This window comes from Streptomyces sp. NBC_00287, from assembly GCF_036173105.1.
Lineage (GTDB): Bacteria > Actinomycetota > Actinomycetes > Streptomycetales > Streptomycetaceae > Streptomyces.
On the sequence record NZ_CP108053.1, the window covers coordinates 8,634,026 to 8,651,242 of the forward strand.

Sequence of the window (17,217 nt, forward strand, 5' to 3'; positions counted from 1 at the left end):
CCCACCATGCCGGCACCCACCACCCCGCGCCCCGACGGCATCCACCTGGGCATCACCCCCACCTGCTGGACCAACGACGACTTCCCGCTCATCGGCAATGAGATCCCCATGGAGCAGTGCCTGAGCGAGATCGCGCTCGCCGGATTCGAGGGGTGCAGCATCGGCCACACCTTCACCACCGACGTCGACGCGCTGACCGCCGCGATGCATCTGCGCGGGCTCAGCGTCAGCGAGCCATGGGTGAGCACGTACTTCACCGTGCCCGACGGCTCCGCGCGCACCGCCCGCGAACTGCTCAAGGTGCTGGAGTTCCTCAAGCAGTTCAACGCCGACGGCCCGCCGGTGCGGACCACCACGATCGGTGTCGCCGAGTTCGGCAGGTCCGTCCATCTGCAGTCGCTCAGCCTGCGCAGCAACAAACCGGAGTTCACCGACGAGGAGTGGGCCGACCTCTGCGACGGGCTGAACAAGATCGGGGAGATCGTCGCGGGCCAGGGCTTCACCCTCGCCTACCACCCCCATATGGGCACCGGCGTCCAGACCGAGCAGGACGTCGACCGGCTGATGCGGGACACCGACCCGCGGTATGTCGGACTGCTGCTGGACACCGGCCATCTCACCTGGGCGGGCGCCGACTTGACCGAGCTGATGGAGCGGCATCGCGACCGCATCGCGCACGTCCACCTCAAGAACGTCCGCGGCAGCGTCCGCGCCGACCGCACGCTGGCCGACGGCAGCTTCCGCGAGTACATCGAGGCGGGCATCTTCACCGTCCCCGGGGACAGCGACGGCGACATCGACTTCGACGCCGTCCTCAAGGTCCTCCGCCCGGGCGAGAGTTACCGCGGCTGGCTGGTGGTGGAGGCCGAGCAGGACCCGCAGAACGGACACCCGCCGCTCTACTACGCCCAGACCGCCCACGCCTACCTCGCCCGGACCCTCGGCTGACCCCCTCACCTCTCTCCGCACTCGGAAGGCACCCACCATGGCCCCCCTGAACATCCGCGTCCCCCGGTTCACCCGCGAAGTCCTGGAGGACAACCTCATCGAGGGCTACTGGCTGGAGGCCCCCGACATCGACGGCGACACCCGGCCCGACCTGGTCGGCCACGGCCTGTACCTGGGCGAGCTGTACTGGTACCAGAACCCCGACTGGCAGAAGCGACTGGTCGCCGACGGCTTCCACATGCCCATCGGCGCCCACCACGGCGACATCTCCGGCAACGGCTACCCCGACATCGTGGTCTGCTACGAGCTGTACGGCGCCCGAGGCCGTATCGACGACCCCGACCCCGAGGGCGGGAAGATCGACTGGATCGAGAACACCGGCAAGTTCGACTCCGAGACCCGCTGGAAGCGCCACTACATCGGCCGCCACACCGCCATGCACCGGCTGCGCCTGGGCCACTTCACCCAGACCCGCAAACCCGAGCTGATGGCCCTGCCGACCGTAGGTGCCCACCACGTCCACGCCCTCGTCCCCGTCGTACTGTTCAGCCCGAACAACGACGTGCGCCAGCCCTGGGACAAGCGCATCGTCGACGACGCCCACTACCGCATGATCCACGGAGTGGAGATCCAGAAGAACCCGCTGCCCGGCAGCGAGCACCTCGACTCGATCCTGCTCGCCACCGAAGAGGGCGTCACCTGGCTCCACTACGACGAGCGCGAGCACCGCTTCACCACCACGCACATCGGCGACGGCGAACACGAACGGTTCGACGCGACCGGGTTCAAGGGCAGCGGCGACGTCGGCGCCGGACGGATCGGCGACGACCCGCACGCCTACGTCGTGGCCACCGAGCCCTTCCACGGCAACACCGTGGCCGCGTACATCAAGGAGCGGCCCGGCACCCCGGTGGCCGAGGCGAGCTGGCGCCGGATCGTGCTCGATGTCTTCGGCGACCCCAATGAACTCGGCGAGGGCCCCAGTCACCAGATCGTCTGCGCGGACTTCGACAACGACGGCGACGACGAGTTCCTGGTCGCCCTGCGCGGGCCGCACCCCTGGCAGGGCGTCTTCTACTACAAGTGCCTGGACATCGCCGCCGGTGTGTTCACCAAGTGGCGGGTGTCCTCGGACAGTGCCGCACGGATCGCCATCGGCGACTTCAACGGCGACGGCCGGCTCGACTTCGCCACCATCGCCTACAAGGTCGACAAGTACTTCCTCGCCGACGACGCGAAGCTGTGCCTGTTCCGCAATGACATCGAGGACGCGGCCGTCCGGCCGTAGCGATGAGTCGCAACACAGTGCGCTGGCCCTGGCTCATCGGGGCCGTCGGCGCCGCGGCGCTCGTCACGGTGGTGGCGCTCGTGATCGGCTCGGGCGCCCAGGCGGCCGCGACCTCCCTGAGCGTCCTGATCTCGGCCACGGCCGGCCTGTTCAGCTGGTCCTGGCACCGGTCACGCCCCGCCGCCCCGGCCACCCGAACCGAGCTGGAACAGGCGGCGGAGGCGCTCGCCGCCATGGTGCGCCGCCAATGGACCGAGGAGGCGGCGGCCCAAGGCCTGCTGGATCCCCATCCGTTGGCGGTGCGCTGGCGCAGTGGCCAGACGGAGGCGGGCGATCACGTCCGCATGGTCGGCCGCACCGTGTCCGGCCGCAGCGACGACATCGCGGCCTTCGCCGCGGCGTACCGCGCCCTGCCCCGCAGGCGGTTGGTGGTCCTGGGCGAACCAGGCGCGGGCAAGACAGCGCTGGCGATCCTTCTCGTACGAGAACTGCTGCGCGACCCGCAACCGGGGGAACCAGTCCCCGTCCTCCTCGATCTCGCGCCGTGGAACCCGCGCAAGGAACCGCTGCTGGACTGGATGGCCCGGCGTATCCACGAGGACTATCCGGCGCTGCGCAATCACGAGACGTACGGCCGGGACGCGGCGCGCAAGTTGGTGGCCGAGGGGCGGGTACTGCCGGTCCTGGACGGGCTCGACGAACTCCCGGCCGAGCTGCGGCTCAGGGCGCTGGCCGCCGTCAACCACGCCATCGCCGTGCACGGTCCGCTGATCCTGACCTCGCGTCAGTCCGAGTACCACCGGATGGTGACGGACACCGACGTGGTCACCGCGGCGGCCGTGGTGGTCGCGGATCCGGTCGGGGCGGCGGACGTGGCGGAGTATCTGCGCAGTGTGGTCCCGCCCCGGCGCAGCGCGGCCTGGCAGCCGGTGCTCGACGAACTCACCCGCCGTCCCGAAGGTCCCGTCGCCCAGGCGCTGTCGGTACCGCTGAACGTCTGGCTGGCCCGCACGGTGTACGCCTTACCGGCCAGCGACCCCGGCGAACTGATCCGCTTCACCGACGCGAGCAGCCTCCAGCACCATCTGCTGGACGCACTGGTCCCGGCGGTGTTCTCGCCGGAACCGACGGCCGTGGACCCTTCGGTCCCGGACGTCCGCCGCACCGCCGCCACCCGCTGGCATCCCGACGACGCCCGGTCGTCACTGAGCTTCCTCGCCTCGCACATCAAACGGCAGGGCACGGACGACATCGCCTGGTGGGAACTCCACCGCGCGCTACGGCCGGATCCGGCGGGGCCGTTGTCGGGGCCGGTGGCGGGGGCGGTGGTGGGCCTCGGCGCGGGATGTATGGCGGGGGACTACTTCCACTGGGCGTTGTCGCCGCTCGCGCGGTTCGCCTGCTTCGTGGTCATCACGCTCGCCACGGCCGTGGGCGCCACCGTGGTGATCCGACTCGCCTATGACAGCGGCGACGGAAGGCGGCACACCCTCGGGGAGTTCGCGTCCAGGGCGGTCGTCGGGGGCATCGCTCTGCTTCCGGTGGCGGTGGTGGTGGGCGCGGCCGTGGAGCACTGGGCGAGCGCGGCGACACGGGCGACCCTGACCTTCGAGGTGGGCGTGGCGCCGTACACCTGGGCCAGAGCGGGCGTCGCATGGCTGCTGTTCATGGCGGTGCTGAGCCTCGGTGCGCTGTGCGCCGCGATGCTACGGCGGCGCTCGGCGGCGAGTCCGCGCAGTGCGGGAAGCCGCCGCGCCCAGGTACGGCGGATCCTGCTGCTGGCGGTGCTGTTCTGGCTGGGTGCGGAACTCGGCGGCTTCCTGGCCTACGGGTCCATCCGTCAGGTGACCGGAGGTCAGGTCACCGACCTCTCGTTCCTCGACCCGAGCGAGGCGCTGACCTTCGTCAACCGGCGCGCGGTCTTCCGTACCTGTGTCTTCCTGCTGATCGTGACCGTCATCGCGGGACTCGACCTGCCGGGCGCTTCCTCCCGCCCCACCCGCCTGGACCTTCGTGCCTCGGGCCGCGTACTGGTGGGAATGCTGCCGGCCTGCCTCGCACGGGGGTTGCTGCTCGGTACGACCTTGGGCGTGGCGCTGGCCTTCGTCTCGCCGTGGGGGTGGATGGTTCCCTGGTCGGAACGCATCCTCGCGGCCGGGGCCTTCGGCGCCTTCTTCGGGGCGCTGCTCGGCTTGGGGCTCGCCGTGCTCAGATGGGCTCGCGTCCCGGCCGACCTCGAACAGGAGACACCCCGGTCGACCCTGCGCGGTGAGCGGACGGTCGCCATCGCACTGATGCTGTTCGCGGTGGTGCCGCCGCTGGGCAAGTGGATCATTACGTCCCTGGGGCACTTGACCAGCAGCGACACCGTGGCAGTGCTCGTCGTCGGCGCCTGGCTGGAGACCCTGGAGGCCAATCTGGGGCTCGGACTCGCCGCCGGACTCGCCGGCGTTTCCAGTACCGCCTACTTCAAGTACCGGGAAGTGTGCCTGCGGTTGGCCTCGGCCAAGCGACTACCGCGGCACCCGCTGTCCTTCATGGAGGACGCGAGGCTCCTCAGTGTGCTGAGACGGGTCGGACCGGTCTACCAGTTCTGTCACGACGAGTTCAAAGACCGCATCGTCGACGGCGGCGACGTGGCAGCCGACTTGATACGGCCCGGCCCCGAGCGGGTGTGACAGTTCACGGGGCGTCGATCCACAGGCGGTTCTCGGCGATCCGCCGTTTGACCTCCGACGGCGCCACGAATCTGATGTCCATCGGATCGGCCCCGTCGGGCACTTCGACCAGCGTGCCCTCGGCCACGACGAAGCATCCCTTGCACGTGGCGCACTTCTTCTTCTCGTGCCAGGCGGTGTTGGCGGCGGCCCAGTCGACGATGTCCCGCGCGGTCCACTCACCGTCGTCCCGGTGCGGAAGGTCGACCTGGATACCCCAGGCCTCGATCGAAAAGGCGTTGTCAGCGACCATGCCCGTCATGGGTCCATCCTCCTGTCGTGGGATATTCCGCACGCATATGCGGAACTTCGGCCCACGCTAGAGCCACCCCTGAACCGCCGCCACCGGAAGTCACCACCCCCCTCACCGAAGCGGCGCCGCCCCCATGGCCTCCCGGTGCCGCTCGGCGCACAGCACATCCACCACGGCCGCCGCGGTGTGGGCCCGCTGGATCCGGCCGCCGAACGCACCACTGCGGAGCAGGGGCCAGGTTTCGGAGAACCGAGCCTGCACGCGCTCGGCCACGCGGAGGCGTCGGTCCCCGTCCCAGCGGTCCGGAAGGGTGAACTCGCCCAGCGCCACAGGGGTTTCCGAGAGGTCCGCCTGGACGAGCGCCGTCAGGTACTCGTACGCGTCGAAGGCGTCCGAGATCGCCCGGTCGCTGTCCGCGCCCGGCTCGGCCAGTACATCGCGGAGCCGTTCCCGCAGCCACGTGCTGTGCGAGGTCAGGACGAGGGAGGGCGGATACGGCTCCGCCAAGAGCGCGTTGAGGAAGTCGCCGTCGCCGAGCACGTCCTCCGTGCGCAGCGCCAGTACCGCCGGTCTGGGCTCCGAGGGGCCGGCCAGGGACGGTTCCAGCAGCAGCCGGCCGAACAGCTCGTCCCGGCCCGCCAGTACGGCCGCACTGCCGGCGGCGGACAGGGCGAGGAGCGCGGGGTACAGACTCCCGGGGGCGCTCAGCAGCCGTTGCACCGCCCGCACCCACACCGCCGTATGCACCCCGCCCTCGTCATGGAACGCGCCCACCGCCAGCAGATGCAGCAGCGTGTCGCAGTCGCTCTGGTACCGCAGCAGGAGGTCTCGGTACGTCCGAGGGTCCGAAGGGTGCTCATCGAGCGGATACCGGTCGCTGTCCGAGAGGCGCTCCACCACCCGCGTCGCCTCGGCGTCCACCAGTTCGTGCAGTTCGATGCGGCGCACGGGGTCGGGGAGTGCGCGCTTGAGGCGGGCCACGGACAGTTCGCGGGTCGGCGCGGGTTCCGTCAGCCGGTCCAGGGCCTCGACCCGGTCCAGCAGGCCGGGGAAGAACTCCTTCGCTGTCACACCCCGCACCACCACGGCGCCGTGCCGGGCGACGAGTTCGGCGGCCTTGCCGTGCGGGCCGTGCGGGGCGGCCCAGAAGAAGGGGTAACGGCGGGTGGCGCGGCGCTCGAAGCAGGCGGACAGGGCGTGGTCCCACTGGGCGGACCAGCCGCAGACGATCAGCCCGTACTCGTCCAGCACCTGGTCCACCAGACCGGCCCACGCGGCCGGATACGCGCTCAGCTCGTGCTCGGTGTTGCGGGCCTCCAGGTCGGTGAGATCGCCGTGCAGTTTGACGACCGTGGCCCGGGCGTGCGCGAGCGGAGTCATCCCGCGCAGACTGTCGGGGCTGTGGATGACCTGCGGCTGCACGCCCGCGGCGGCCAGCGCCTGTTCCGTGAGCCGGTCGAAGTTGGTGGTCAGCACCACCCGCACCGAGCCCCGCGCCATCAGCCGGGCCACCGCGTGATGCGCCACGCCGGGCCGCCTGAGCCCCTCCTCTCCGGGCTCGAAGTACCCGCGCAGCAGCTTGTGCCGGGCGGCGGGCGTATCGCCGAGCGCCTCCAGCAGGCCGGAGTAGCCGAGCGGCCCGCCGTCCCCGTGGCGGGCCCACCAGGCCTCAGGGTCGGCGGCGGCGAGGTCCTGGTCGGCGCCCTTGGCGACGGCGGCCCGGCGCACCAGATCCGTGACGATCTCCCACCCCGTGGGCACACCGGCGTCCCGCGACATGCCCGCGCCGAGCAGCAGCGCGTACACACCGGGCCCGGCGTGCACGCACATGGCGAGCGAGATCAGGGGGTCGAGACCGCGCACCGCCGCTGCCGCCGGGGGCCTGTCGTGGTGGTCCGTCATGCTCTCAATGTGCGTCGAAGGCCTCCGGGCCGCCTCCCGACGGCACCCCCTCGCCGATTGCGTCCGATATGACCATCTTCATTCGGGTATGGGTCATCGGAGACGGAAGGACTACCCGCACATGACCACGCAGAACGCGATCAACTGGCCCGAGAAGTACCTGCCCGGCACCGGCGACAACTTCGTCTCCAACGAGGTCGTCGTCCCGGGTGTCACCGCGGCCCAGGTCTGGCGTGCCCTGACCGACACCGCCACCTGGGAGTCGTACTTGGACCACATCACCGCGATCGCCTTCCCGGAGGGCGGCGGCCCCGTGCTGAAGGACGGCGTCCACTTCACCTTCGACCCCGTCGGCGTCGCGTCCGTGCGCACTCAGCACGCCCATGTCGTCGAGTGCCAGGCCCCCGCCGAGGGCGCCCCGGGCCGACTCTCCTGGACCGCGGAGCAGGACGGCACGCCCGAGGAGCGGCTCCAAGTCCTGCACGGCTGGCTGGTCGAGGACCTGCCCGGCGGCCGGGTCCGCGTCCTCACCCAGGAGACGCAGATCGGCCGTATCGCCGCCGAACTGGCCCGTCAGCTCCCCAACCCGATGCTCAACGCCCACCAGACCTGGCTGAACCGCCTGATCGACTTCAGCTCCGGCAATGGACGGTGATCTTCGAGGCTGGCGCCCGTGCCTGCTCGCCGGAGCGGTGTTCGCGGTGTGCATGGCCGGTACGACGCTCCCGACCCCCCTCTACGGCCTGTACCAGGAGAAGTTCGACTTCTCCGAGCTCACCGTCACGGTCGTCTACGCCGTGTACGCCTTCGGAGTCATCGGCGTGCTGCTGGCGGCGGGCAACGCCTCGGACGCCGTGGGCAGACGGCCGGTGTTGTGGTGGGGCCTGGGCTTCGCGGCCGCGAGCGCCGTCTGCTTCCTGTGTGCCACCTCGCTGGGCTGGCTGTACGTGGGACGGCTGCTGTCGGGCCTGTCCGCGGGCCTGTTCACCGGGGCCGCCTCGGCGTACGTCCTCGAACTGGCACCGCCAGGCTCCCCACGGGCCACGTTCGTGGCGACCGCCGCGAACATGGGCGGCCTGGGCTGCGGTCCCCTGCTCGCCGGGGTGCTCGCGCAGTACGCCGACTGGCCGCTGTACCTGCCGTTCGTCGTCCATCTCGCCCTGGTGGCCTGCTCGGCCGCCGTCCTGCTGTGGCTTCCGGAGACGGTGCGGGAGCGCCGACCGCTGAACACCGTACGGCCGCAGAAGCCCGGGCTGCCCCCGAGGGTGCGGGCGGTCTTCGGACCGGCGGCGGCCGCGTCCTTCGTGGGGTTCGCCCTGTTCGGGGTGTTCACCTCGGTCAGCCCGTCCTTCCTCGCCCACTCCCTGGACGTGCACAACCGCGCGGTGAGCGGACTGGTCGTGGCACTGGCCTTCTTCGCCTCCACGGGCGGACAGTTGGCCGTCGGCCGGGTCGGCGTCGCCAGATCCCTCCCGCTCGGCTGCACCGCGCTCCTGGCCGGCCTGGCGCTGCTGGCAGGCGCGCTGCGCTGGGATCTGCTGCCGCTGGTGGTGCTGAGCGCGCTCGTCGGCGGCGCCGGCCAGGGCCTGTCGTTCCGCGGTGCGCTCTCCGCGGTGGCCCAGGTGTCCGAGGAGGACAAACGCGCGGCCGTGATCTCGGCCCTGTTCGTCGTGGCCTACGCGGGTATCTCGGTACCGGTCATCGGTGTGGGCCTGCTGGTGGGGCCGATCGGCCTGGAAGGCGCGGGTCTGGTGTTCATCGCATGTATGGCGCTGCTGGTGACGACGGCCGGCGTGTACTTGCTGCGCCGCCCGGTACCGGTGACGGAGGCGGGCAGCGTGCGCTAGCGCCCTGGCCGCGTCAGGCCTCGGCCGAAGGCCAGGTCTTCCGGACCAGCTCCAGGCGCTCATAAGCGTCGTCGAACCAGGAGTCGTCCATCGGCACGGTCACCGTGACCGACGTAAGGGACCCTGCGCTGTCCTTGACCGTGACCCGCGCCCGCTCCTCCTCCACGTCACGCTCGACGAACATCGAGGGCCCCCGCGAGAACTCACGCCACGCCACATCCCGCCGGCGTCGAGCCAGTCCAGCACTTCCTGCCACTCGCGCAGGTCCTGGGGGAAGACCCAGAGGTCGAGAGAGCCCTTCACAAAGGGCGTGTCGACGACGAAGGCACCGGTCAGGACCTCACCACCGGCGGAGCCCTGGCCTTCCGTCCCGGTCATCCGCAGGACGACGCTGTTGCCGTCGCCCACCAGGCGCATCAGATCGATCGGTCCGTCAGTCACCGGTGCCCTCCCCGTCCGCTTGTCCGGTCGAAGAATAGCCGCCGGTCAGACGACCGGTGGCATGTCGCTCGGGCGGGAGTCCAGGCCCGTGCGGTGGTTGACCCAGGAGCCCCGGGTGAAGTCCGGGACCTGGACCGGACGGCCGCCCGCCGCGAGGGACTTGACGCTCAGGGGGATGGGCGAGCACCAGACCGCGCCGTCATAGACGTCCATGTCGGGGACGAGACCGGCGCGCATCTGCTGGACCGTACGCCACTGCAGGACGTAGTCCATGCCGCCGTGTCCGCCGTTGTTCTCCGCGTCGTCGCCGATCTTCAGCCACAGCCAGTGGTCGAACTCCTTGCGGTAGGCGTCGAACGCCCGCCAGCTGTGGCCGCTGTGGTCCGGTTCGAGGTAGATACGGCCACCGCTCGCGGACGTCACGCCCGCGTAGTCCTCGAAGATGCCGCGACTGCCGGCGAGTGAGTTGATACGGCTGTACGGGCGCGGCGAGCTGACCTCGTGCTCGGCGCGGATCACCCGGCCCTGCGCGGTGTCGATCAGGCAGGTGACGAGGTCACCGTTGATGTACGTCTCCTGCCAACTCGGGTGGGACTTGGGGATGAAGCGCTCGCGGTAGTCGGCGAGGCCCCGGGGCTCGGTGGCCGTCGCCCGCAGCGTCGTCATCCGGTCGCCGCGGTTGACGTCCATGGCCGCCGCGATCGGGGCCAGACCGTGCATGGGGTAGAAGGACGCGGTGCTGCGGGTGTGCCACAACCTCCGCCAGGAGTCGGTGTAGTACGTGTCCGAGAAGAGCAGGGCTCTCAGGTCGTGCAGATAGCCGCCGTGGCCGTTGGTGACCTCGCCGAACAGGCCGTCGTGGGCCATCTTCAGCATCGCCAGCTCGTTGCGGCCGTAGGAGCAGTTCTCGGACAGGATCAGATGCCGACGGGTGCGCTCGCTGGTGTCGACCAGGTCCCACAGCTCGTCCAGCTCGGTGGCGATGGGGAGTTCGACGAGGACGTGCTTGCCGGCGAGCAGGGCGGCGCGGCCCTGCTCGTAGTGGAACTCCCAGGGCGTGGCGATGTAGACGAGGTCGATGTCGTCGCGGCGGAGCATGCGTGCGTAGGCGTCGGCGGAGCCGCCGTACTCGGCAGGCCGGGGGCGGCCCTCGGCGACGAGCCGGTCGGCGGTGCGTCTGGCACGGTCGGCGCGGATGTCGCACACGGCGGTCACGGTGCATCCCGGGACGGCGCCCCAGCCCGAGGACATACCGTGGCCCCGGTTCCCGAGCCCGATCATGCCGACGCGGACCGTCGGATACTCACCGAACGGCACCCCGATCATCGACTTCTGGCCCGGACGCCGGGCCGGTGTGCCCTCGGCGTCCGGGGCGTCCTGGGCTGCGGAGGCCCTGGTGCCGAGTCCGGCGACCACGGCACCGGAGGCCAGGGCGCCGCCCATGACGGTACGGCGTGAGACAGCAGGGGTTTCATGCATGGCGCGGATCGCTCCCTAATGCGTGGCGGCCGGCTGCTCTTGCTGCCGCATGACTTTGTCCGCGCGAGCCTCATGTGTCAATAGGTGCTTGAAAAGATGCTGTTGCGAGCAGAAACGAGCAACCGGACCCGTGTCCGGGCGGCGCGGCGCGTGTACGCGGGCATGCTCGACAGCCGTCCTGGATGACCCAGGACGGCTGACCCACGCTCAGCGACTTCGCGTCAGACGGCGGACAGCACCTCGGTCACCTGACGGCGGACCAGATCCCTGGCGGCCGCGGGAAGCCCCCCGATGTCCGTGGTCTCCACGGCGTGCAGGACCGCGTCGACGTCGGTGTCGTAGGCCGCCGTCGCGGTCAGGAACTCGTAGCCGTCGCGGACTGCCAGGCGTAGCCGCTTCGTGCCGTCGGGCTCGGCGTGTACGGCGGTGGCGACCACGAAAGGTGGCGGGCCGCCCGGGTCGCTGTCCTGCTTGTGGTAGCCGCTGGTCAGCGGGGTGCGCCAGTTGAGGCTGAGGAGGACCGGGCGCTTCGCGAGGAGTTCCGTCAGGTCGGTCTCGTAGACGCCGGCCGCGTCCAGGACCGTTGCGCGTGTGTCGAGGACCAGGGCGGCGGGGAGGAGACAGCGCAGGGTGCTGCCCACGATGTTGCCGCCGACCGTGGCGGCGCGGCGTACGGCGCCGGTGCCGATGGTGCCGGCCGCCCTGCGCAGGACCTCCGGTACCCGGTCGTCTATCCGGTGCAGGACCACCGCCGAGCCCAGGGTCTCGGGCCCGAGGACATTCGCTTCCGGAAGGTTGCGCAGGGACATGGCCCGGTCGGGGAAGCCGTCGCGTTGGAAGGTCGCCCAGACGAGGGTCGCCCCGCCTATCGGCAGCGCCCCCTCGGCTATGTGCTGCTGGACCTCGGACACGGACGTGGGCAGATGCAACAACACGGAACGGCCTGCTTTCCCGATGGGACACGATCAAACGCGTATCGCATTCTCCCCACGGGACAGGGGGCGCATGCAGGGTTCACGGGCTCACTCCGCGCGCCCCCTGCGGCACTGCCCAGTGCTCCGGCGCACCACCAGCTCCACGGGCACCAGCGACTCGACCCGCGGCGGCCCCTCGTGGCCGTCGATACGGTCGAGCAGCAGCCGCAGCGACCGCGTGCCGATCTCGGCGAAGTCGGTCCGGACCGTCGTCAGCGGCGGGAGCAGATGCGCGGCCTCCGGGATGTCGTCGTAGCCGACCACGCTGACCTCGCCGGGGACCGAGCGCCCCGACTCGTGCAGGGCGTGCAGCAGGCCGAGCGCCATCTGGTCGTTGGAGGCGAACACCGCCGTGACGTCGGGGCGTCCGGCGAGCGCGCGGCCCAGGTCGTAGCCCGAGTCCGCGCTCCAGTCACCGACCAGCGGTTCGGGGATCTCGGCGCCGTGCTCGCGCAGACACGCCTGCCAGCTGTCGCGCCTCTGGTCCGCGGAGCTCCAGCCGGTCGGGCCCGCGATATGCCAGACGGTGGCGTGTCCGAGCCCCAGCAGATGCTCGGTGGCGAGGCGGGCGCCGGTCCGGGAGTCGCCGGTGACCATCAGGGTGTCGGCCTCGGGGCCGGTCTCCAGCACCACCAACGGTGTGTCCAGGCGGGTGTCCGCCAGTGCCCTGCCCACCCAGGCCTGGGGGGCGATGGCGATCACGCCGTCCGCGCCCTCCGCCGACAGCCGGTCGACCGCCTCGGCCACCGTATCGTGGTCGGCCGTGTCCAGGGCGATGGAGCTCACCAGGTAACCGGCTTCCTGCGCCGCGGTGTTGATCGCGGTGAGAATGGAAGCGGGGCCGTAGCGGGCGGCGTCGAAGGAGATCACGCCGAGCATCCGGGTCCGTCCGCTGGCCAGCGACCGGGCGCTGCGGCTGGGCCGGTAGCCGAGCGTGCGCATCGCCGCGGTGACCGCCTCCCGCGTCTCCGGCCGCACGGACGGATGCTCGTTGAGCACTCGGGAGACGGTCTGCTTGGAGACACCCGCCAGCCGGGCCACATCGCCCATCACCGGACGCGAACCGGCGAAGTTCCGCCTGGCACGCCCCTTGGGAACGGAGGAACCGGCGGGGCTTGGGCTCATGATCGCAGTTTCCTCGGCGTCGGCACGGCGGTCCGGTCCCGCCCGGTCGGGACCACAGCATAGGCACGACCGCCCAGGGGCTCCTCAGTCCACCCGCGCCGTCCAGGAGCGCGTGGTCACCCACTCCGCCCCGGTGACGGCGGCCGTCCGCGCGTCCACCGCCGCGCGCCCCGGCAGATACACCGGAGCGTCCGGGTGCAACGGCAGCACCCGCAGCCGTAGCGCCCCGGCCGGCAGCCGGTCCACGCCGATGTCCCAGACCCGCCCCGAGAAGAACTGGTCCGCGACGAGCCGGTCGCCCACGTACGCCCGCCCCACGTCTCCCGTCCAGGTCAGCCGCAGCACGGTCCCGGTCGGCAGATCGTCCGGCACCTCGACGCGGTATTCGGCGGCCACGCTCTCGAAGTACTTGTCCGCGGGCGCACTGGCCCGGCCGAGGACACCTGCCACCGGTTCAGGCGCGGGCCCGGCGGGACGCACCTGCGTCAGGTGTACGTCCCCCAAGGCGTCGGGCACGTCGAGCGCGTACCGGGTGAACACCCCGTACGCCGTCCCCGTCACCGCCGTACCCTCCACCACCGGATCCCGTTCCGGCGCGGCCAGTACGGCGAACGACGGCCGGGCCGCCGGGCTGTGCACGCGGACGTCACCCCGGTCGAAGACGACCCCGTCCGCACACAGCACCAGCCGCTCGACACCCCAGGCCTCGCCCCGGTAGACGCAACGGGCCGTCGCCGCGTCGAGGACCAGCACACCGACCCGCCCGCCGTCCGCCGTGCCGACCTCGACCAAGGCGTCGGTGCCCGGGCGTAGACCGGTCACCAGAACCCGTCCGTCGACGTGGGCGACCTCGCCGGACGGCGTGTCGACGGACGTCACCGTGCCCGCGTCCAGGGCGAGTTCGGGGGCGATGCCGTCCGTGGCGGCCAGCACCAGCACCGTACGGCCTTCGTCCTGGACCGTGCACACCGGCTGCGCGGTGGCCCACTCCAGCCGCAGACCCGCCACCTCCAGACGCAGCGGCCAGCAGAAGTAGGCGCCGGTAGGGATGGTCACCGGAACGCTCGGCAGACTCAACTCACCCTCAGCATCGGGTAGTTCAACGCAGAACGTCGTCTCCGGGTGATCCGGCAGCGGCTCGTGCGGCTGGTGGTTGTTGACGAACAGGAAGCCCGAGTCGCCGTCGCTGCGGACCGCCCAGCGCAGGGTGTCCCGGTCGTCCTGACCGGTCGGCTGCCGCTCGGGCAGCACCGCCTCCATCGGCGCGATGAGCTGCCCGAAGTCGGCCAGCATCAGGTGCTGGAGGCGCAGTTCGTGGTACGAGGGCCGGTACTGGCCGTACTCGCCGAGCGGCGCCTGGAAGTCGTACGTCAGCACCGGCAGGTCGTTGGGGTAGTCGCTGGCGTGGGACTCCTGGAGGGCGCCGGGTGGGTTCGTGCCGCCGTGGAACATGTAGTAGCCCTGCCAGACCGAGCCGCAGCCGATCTTCGTCAGGCCCAGTGCGCCGATGTCGGCGGCTTCCACGCGCGGCCGCCGGTGATACGCCACCGCCATCCCGCCGCCCAACTCGCAGGTGGCCCACGGGAATCGGTCCGTCGGGGCCGGTTCGCCGCCGCGGACGGTGGCGGGCCGCAGGTCGGCGCCGATGCCCTCGTCGTCGCGCTGGTCGGTGAAGAAGAAGTGCTTGCGGCAGGTGTCGGGCCAGCCGCCGTCCCACTCCGTCCAGAACGTCTCCGGATAGCCGCCGTACAGCGGAAGCAGCTCGTCGGGCGGGAGTTGGACACCGCCCCAGGCGGTCGACGTCCACAGGGGTGCGCTGAGGCCGGCCTCCTGGGCCATGCGCTTGAGGGTGAGGAGGTGGCCGGGCTGGTCGTAGAGCTCGTTCTCGATCTGGATCGCGACGATCGGGCCGCCGTGCGCCCGGTCCAGGCCGCGCAGTTGCTCCGCGACGGCCGTGAACCAGGCGCGTACGGGCCCCAGATAGCCGGGGTCGTCGGTGCGGGGTGTGCAGTCGCGGGCCAGGAGCCAGTCGGGCAGCCCTCCGTTGCGTACCTCGGCGTGGCACCAGGGGCCGATCCGGGGGATGAAGTCCAGGCCGTGCCGGGCGCAGAGCTCGGCGAAGCGGCGCAGATCGCGGTCGCCGTCGAAGCGGACCCGGCCCTCGATCTCCTCGTGGTGGATCCAGATGACGTAACTGGCGACGGCACTCACCCCGCCCGCCTTCATCTTCAGCAGCTCCTCCTCCCAACTCCCCAACGGATACCGGGAGTAGTGGAACTCGCCGGAGACCGGGAACCAGGGGCGGCCGCCGCGGGTGAACCAGCGGCTGGTGACCTCGATCGGGTCGGACACGCCGGGCGCGTCGGTGAAGGGCAGATGGCCGGTCAGCGGGGGAGCGGTGGGCGCGGGGACGCGCAGGCGGTGCGTCATGAGTGGTTCTCCGTGCCGAGGTCGGCGGTGTCGGTGAGCTGGGCGCGGGTGCTGGTGGTGGCGTGGAGTTCCAGCAGGACGAGGTCGTTGGCGCCGGGGCGCAGGATCGGGGCGGGGACGTACAGGGTGCGCTGGGGGCCGCGGTTCCAGTAGCGGCCGAGGTGGAAGCCGTTGACCCAGGCCTGGCCCTTGGTCCAGCCGGGGAGGGAGAGGAAGGCGTCGGCGGGGGTGTCCACCTCGAAGGTGCCGTGGTGGAAGGCGGGTTCGGTGCAGGCTCCCGGTGTGAAGGGCACCTTGTCCAGGTCGGTCAGCGGCAGGGGGTGGCAGTCCCAGCCGCGCAGCGCGGTGCCGTCGAGGGTGACGGGGCCCAGCAGGCCCTTCGGGGCGCCGATGCGCGGGCCGTAGTTGACCCCGCCCTGGTTCTCGACCAGGACGTCGAGCGTGGCGCCGGGGTACGGGACTCGCAGGCGCAGTGTCTCGTCGTACCGCTCGCGTTCGAGTACGCCGACGGGGGCGCCGGCGACGAAGACCTGGGCGCGGTCACCGACTCCGCCCGTGAAGTGCAGCAGACGGTCGCCCGCTGTGGGGAGGGTCGTGCGGTAGAGCACGTAACCCGCGTGCAGGCCGAGGGCGTCCATGGTGAGCGGGTCGCCGTCGGTGTGGACGGGCTTGGAGAGGTCGGTCAGGTGCGGCAGCAGCGGGGCCCGCTGGGTCAACTCGACTGGTGTGGGCGGGAGTTTGGGTGCCGGGGCCGGGACGGGTTCGTCGGGTACCGGGGCGTGGCGGGCGATGACCTCGCGGAAGGCCTGGTACTTGGGGCTCGGGTCGCCGTGCTCGGTGAGCGGGGCGTCGTAGTCGTACGACGTGACGGTCGGGGCGTAGGTGTGGTGGTGGTTGGCGCCGTTGCTGAAGCCGAAGTTGGTGCCGCCGTGGAACATGTAGATGTTGACGGACGCCCCGGCCGACAGCAGCCGGTCCAGGTCCGCGGCGGCGTCGGCCGCGTCCCGGCCGTGGTGCGGCCCGCCCCAGTGGTCGAACCAGCCGATCCAGAACTCCATGCACATCAGCGGCCCTTGGGGCTGGAAGGCGCGCAGCTCGGCCAGATTCCGGTCGATCCGGCTGCCGAAGGTGGCCGTAGTCAGGACGCCGGGCAGGCTCCCCGCGGCCAGATGCTCGGGGTTGGCCTGGTCGCAGGTGAACAGCAGCTCCTCGACACCGCGGGTGCGGAATGCCTGCTCCAGGTGCTTGAGATAGGCACTGTCGTCGCCGTAGGCCCCGTACTCGTTCTCCACCTGCACGGCGATGGCCGGGCCACCGGACGCGGCCATGTGCGGCAGCAGGGGTGGGATCAGCAGGTCGAGGTAGCGGTCGACCGCCCCGGTGAAGCGGGGGTCGGAGCTGCGCAGGCGGATGCCGGGGTCGGAGGTGAGCCAGGAGGGCAGGCCGCCGCCGTCCCACTCGGCGCAGATGAACGGGCCGGGGCGCAGCAGGACGTGCAGGCCCTCGGCCTGGGCGAGGCTCAGATAGCGGGGCAGGTCGCGGAAGCCGTCGAGGACGAGGGGGCCCTCGGGGTCCGGCTGGTGCAGGTTCCAAGGGACGTACGTCTCCACCGTGTTGAGGCCCATCAGACGTGCCTTGCGCAGGCGGTCGGCCCATTGGTCCGGGTGGACGCGGAAGTAGTGCAGGGCGCCGGAGATGATGCGCAGCGGCTCGCCGTGCAGCAGGAAACCGTCGGACGTGGTCGTCAGGGCGGGCATGCGGGGCTTCCCTTCGCTTCGGGTTCAGGGGTGGGTTTCAGTGCGACCGGGCGGGG

At 71.2% G+C, this 17,217-nt stretch carries 12 protein-coding genes and 1 pseudogene; 5 read left to right on the plus strand and 8 right to left on the minus strand.

The genetic code is table 11. The annotated features are described in order from the left end of the window. The first annotated feature begins 6 nt into the window (after window positions 1–6). From iolE to OHT76_RS39200, 3 genes are read left to right on the plus strand one after another with little or no spacing between them, the layout of a single operon-like run. On the plus strand, window positions 7–948 hold the full coding sequence (iolE, locus tag OHT76_RS39190; protein ID WP_328875626.1) for a myo-inosose-2 dehydratase: 942 nt from the start codon (window positions 7–9) through the stop codon (window positions 946–948). Window positions 949–985: 37 nt separating this feature from the next. Continuing rightward, entirely contained in the window at window positions 986–2,236 is a 1,251-nt protein-coding gene (locus OHT76_RS39195; RefSeq protein WP_328875627.1) for an FG-GAP repeat domain-containing protein, read from the plus strand. Between the two features lie 2 nt (window positions 2,237–2,238). Further along, window positions 2,239–4,914: an NACHT domain-containing protein gene (locus OHT76_RS39200; protein ID WP_328875628.1), complete on the plus strand. Its 2,676-nt coding sequence runs from the start codon at window positions 2,239–2,241 to the stop codon at window positions 4,912–4,914. Window positions 4,915–4,918: 4 nt separating this feature from the next. On the opposite strand, the gene OHT76_RS39205 is transcribed toward OHT76_RS39200, so the two are convergent. Both OHT76_RS39205 and OHT76_RS39210 read right to left on the minus strand, forming a co-directional pair. Then, window positions 4,919–5,215 (minus strand): hypothetical protein, encoded by a 297-nt coding sequence (locus tag OHT76_RS39205; RefSeq protein ID WP_328875629.1) that lies wholly within the window; start codon window positions 5,213–5,215, stop codon window positions 4,919–4,921. Between the two features lie 102 nt (window positions 5,216–5,317). Beyond that, window positions 5,318–7,108: an SIR2 family protein gene (locus OHT76_RS39210; protein WP_328875630.1), complete on the minus strand. Its 1,791-nt coding sequence runs from the start codon at window positions 7,106–7,108 to the stop codon at window positions 5,318–5,320. A 121-nt stretch (window positions 7,109–7,229) separates the two neighbouring features. Here OHT76_RS39210 and OHT76_RS39215 point away from each other — a divergent pair, with 121 nt between their 5' ends. Both OHT76_RS39215 and OHT76_RS39220 read left to right on the plus strand, forming a co-directional pair. After that, entirely contained in the window at window positions 7,230–7,763 is a 534-nt protein-coding gene (locus OHT76_RS39215) for an SRPBCC family protein (protein WP_328875631.1), read from the plus strand. Beyond that, complete coding sequence (locus OHT76_RS39220) at window positions 7,753–8,955, plus strand: MFS transporter (RefSeq protein ID WP_328875632.1); 1,203 nt, start codon at window positions 7,753–7,755, stop codon at window positions 8,953–8,955. Before OHT76_RS39215 ends, OHT76_RS39220 begins: the two co-directional genes overlap by 11 nt. Before the next feature lie 13 nt (window positions 8,956–8,968). Here OHT76_RS39220 and OHT76_RS44230 read toward each other — a convergent pair. From OHT76_RS44230 to OHT76_RS39255, 6 genes and pseudogenes are all read right to left on the minus strand, one after another. Then, window positions 8,969–9,372, minus strand: a pseudogene (locus OHT76_RS44230) (DUF5959 family protein). A gap of 69 nt (window positions 9,373–9,441) precedes the next feature. Further along, entirely contained in the window at window positions 9,442–10,875 is a 1,434-nt protein-coding gene (locus tag OHT76_RS39235) for a Gfo/Idh/MocA family protein (RefSeq protein WP_328875634.1), read from the minus strand. Between the two features lie 221 nt (window positions 10,876–11,096). After that, window positions 11,097–11,810 (minus strand): FAD binding domain-containing protein, encoded by a 714-nt coding sequence (locus OHT76_RS39240; RefSeq protein ID WP_328875635.1) that lies wholly within the window; start codon window positions 11,808–11,810, stop codon window positions 11,097–11,099. Between the two features lie 87 nt (window positions 11,811–11,897). Beyond that, window positions 11,898–12,974, minus strand: a complete 1,077-nt coding sequence (locus tag OHT76_RS39245; RefSeq protein ID WP_328875636.1) for a LacI family DNA-binding transcriptional regulator — start codon at window positions 12,972–12,974, stop codon at window positions 11,898–11,900. A gap of 84 nt (window positions 12,975–13,058) precedes the next feature. Next, a complete protein-coding gene (locus OHT76_RS39250; RefSeq protein WP_328875637.1) occupies window positions 13,059–15,404 on the minus strand; it encodes a beta-galactosidase in 2,346 nt (781 codons plus the stop codon). Beyond that, window positions 15,401–17,161: a glycoside hydrolase family 35 protein gene (locus OHT76_RS39255; protein WP_328875638.1), complete on the minus strand. Its 1,761-nt coding sequence runs from the start codon at window positions 17,159–17,161 to the stop codon at window positions 15,401–15,403. The genes OHT76_RS39250 and OHT76_RS39255 overlap by 4 nt, the downstream gene beginning before the upstream one ends. Window positions 17,162–17,217: the final 56 nt, after the last annotated feature.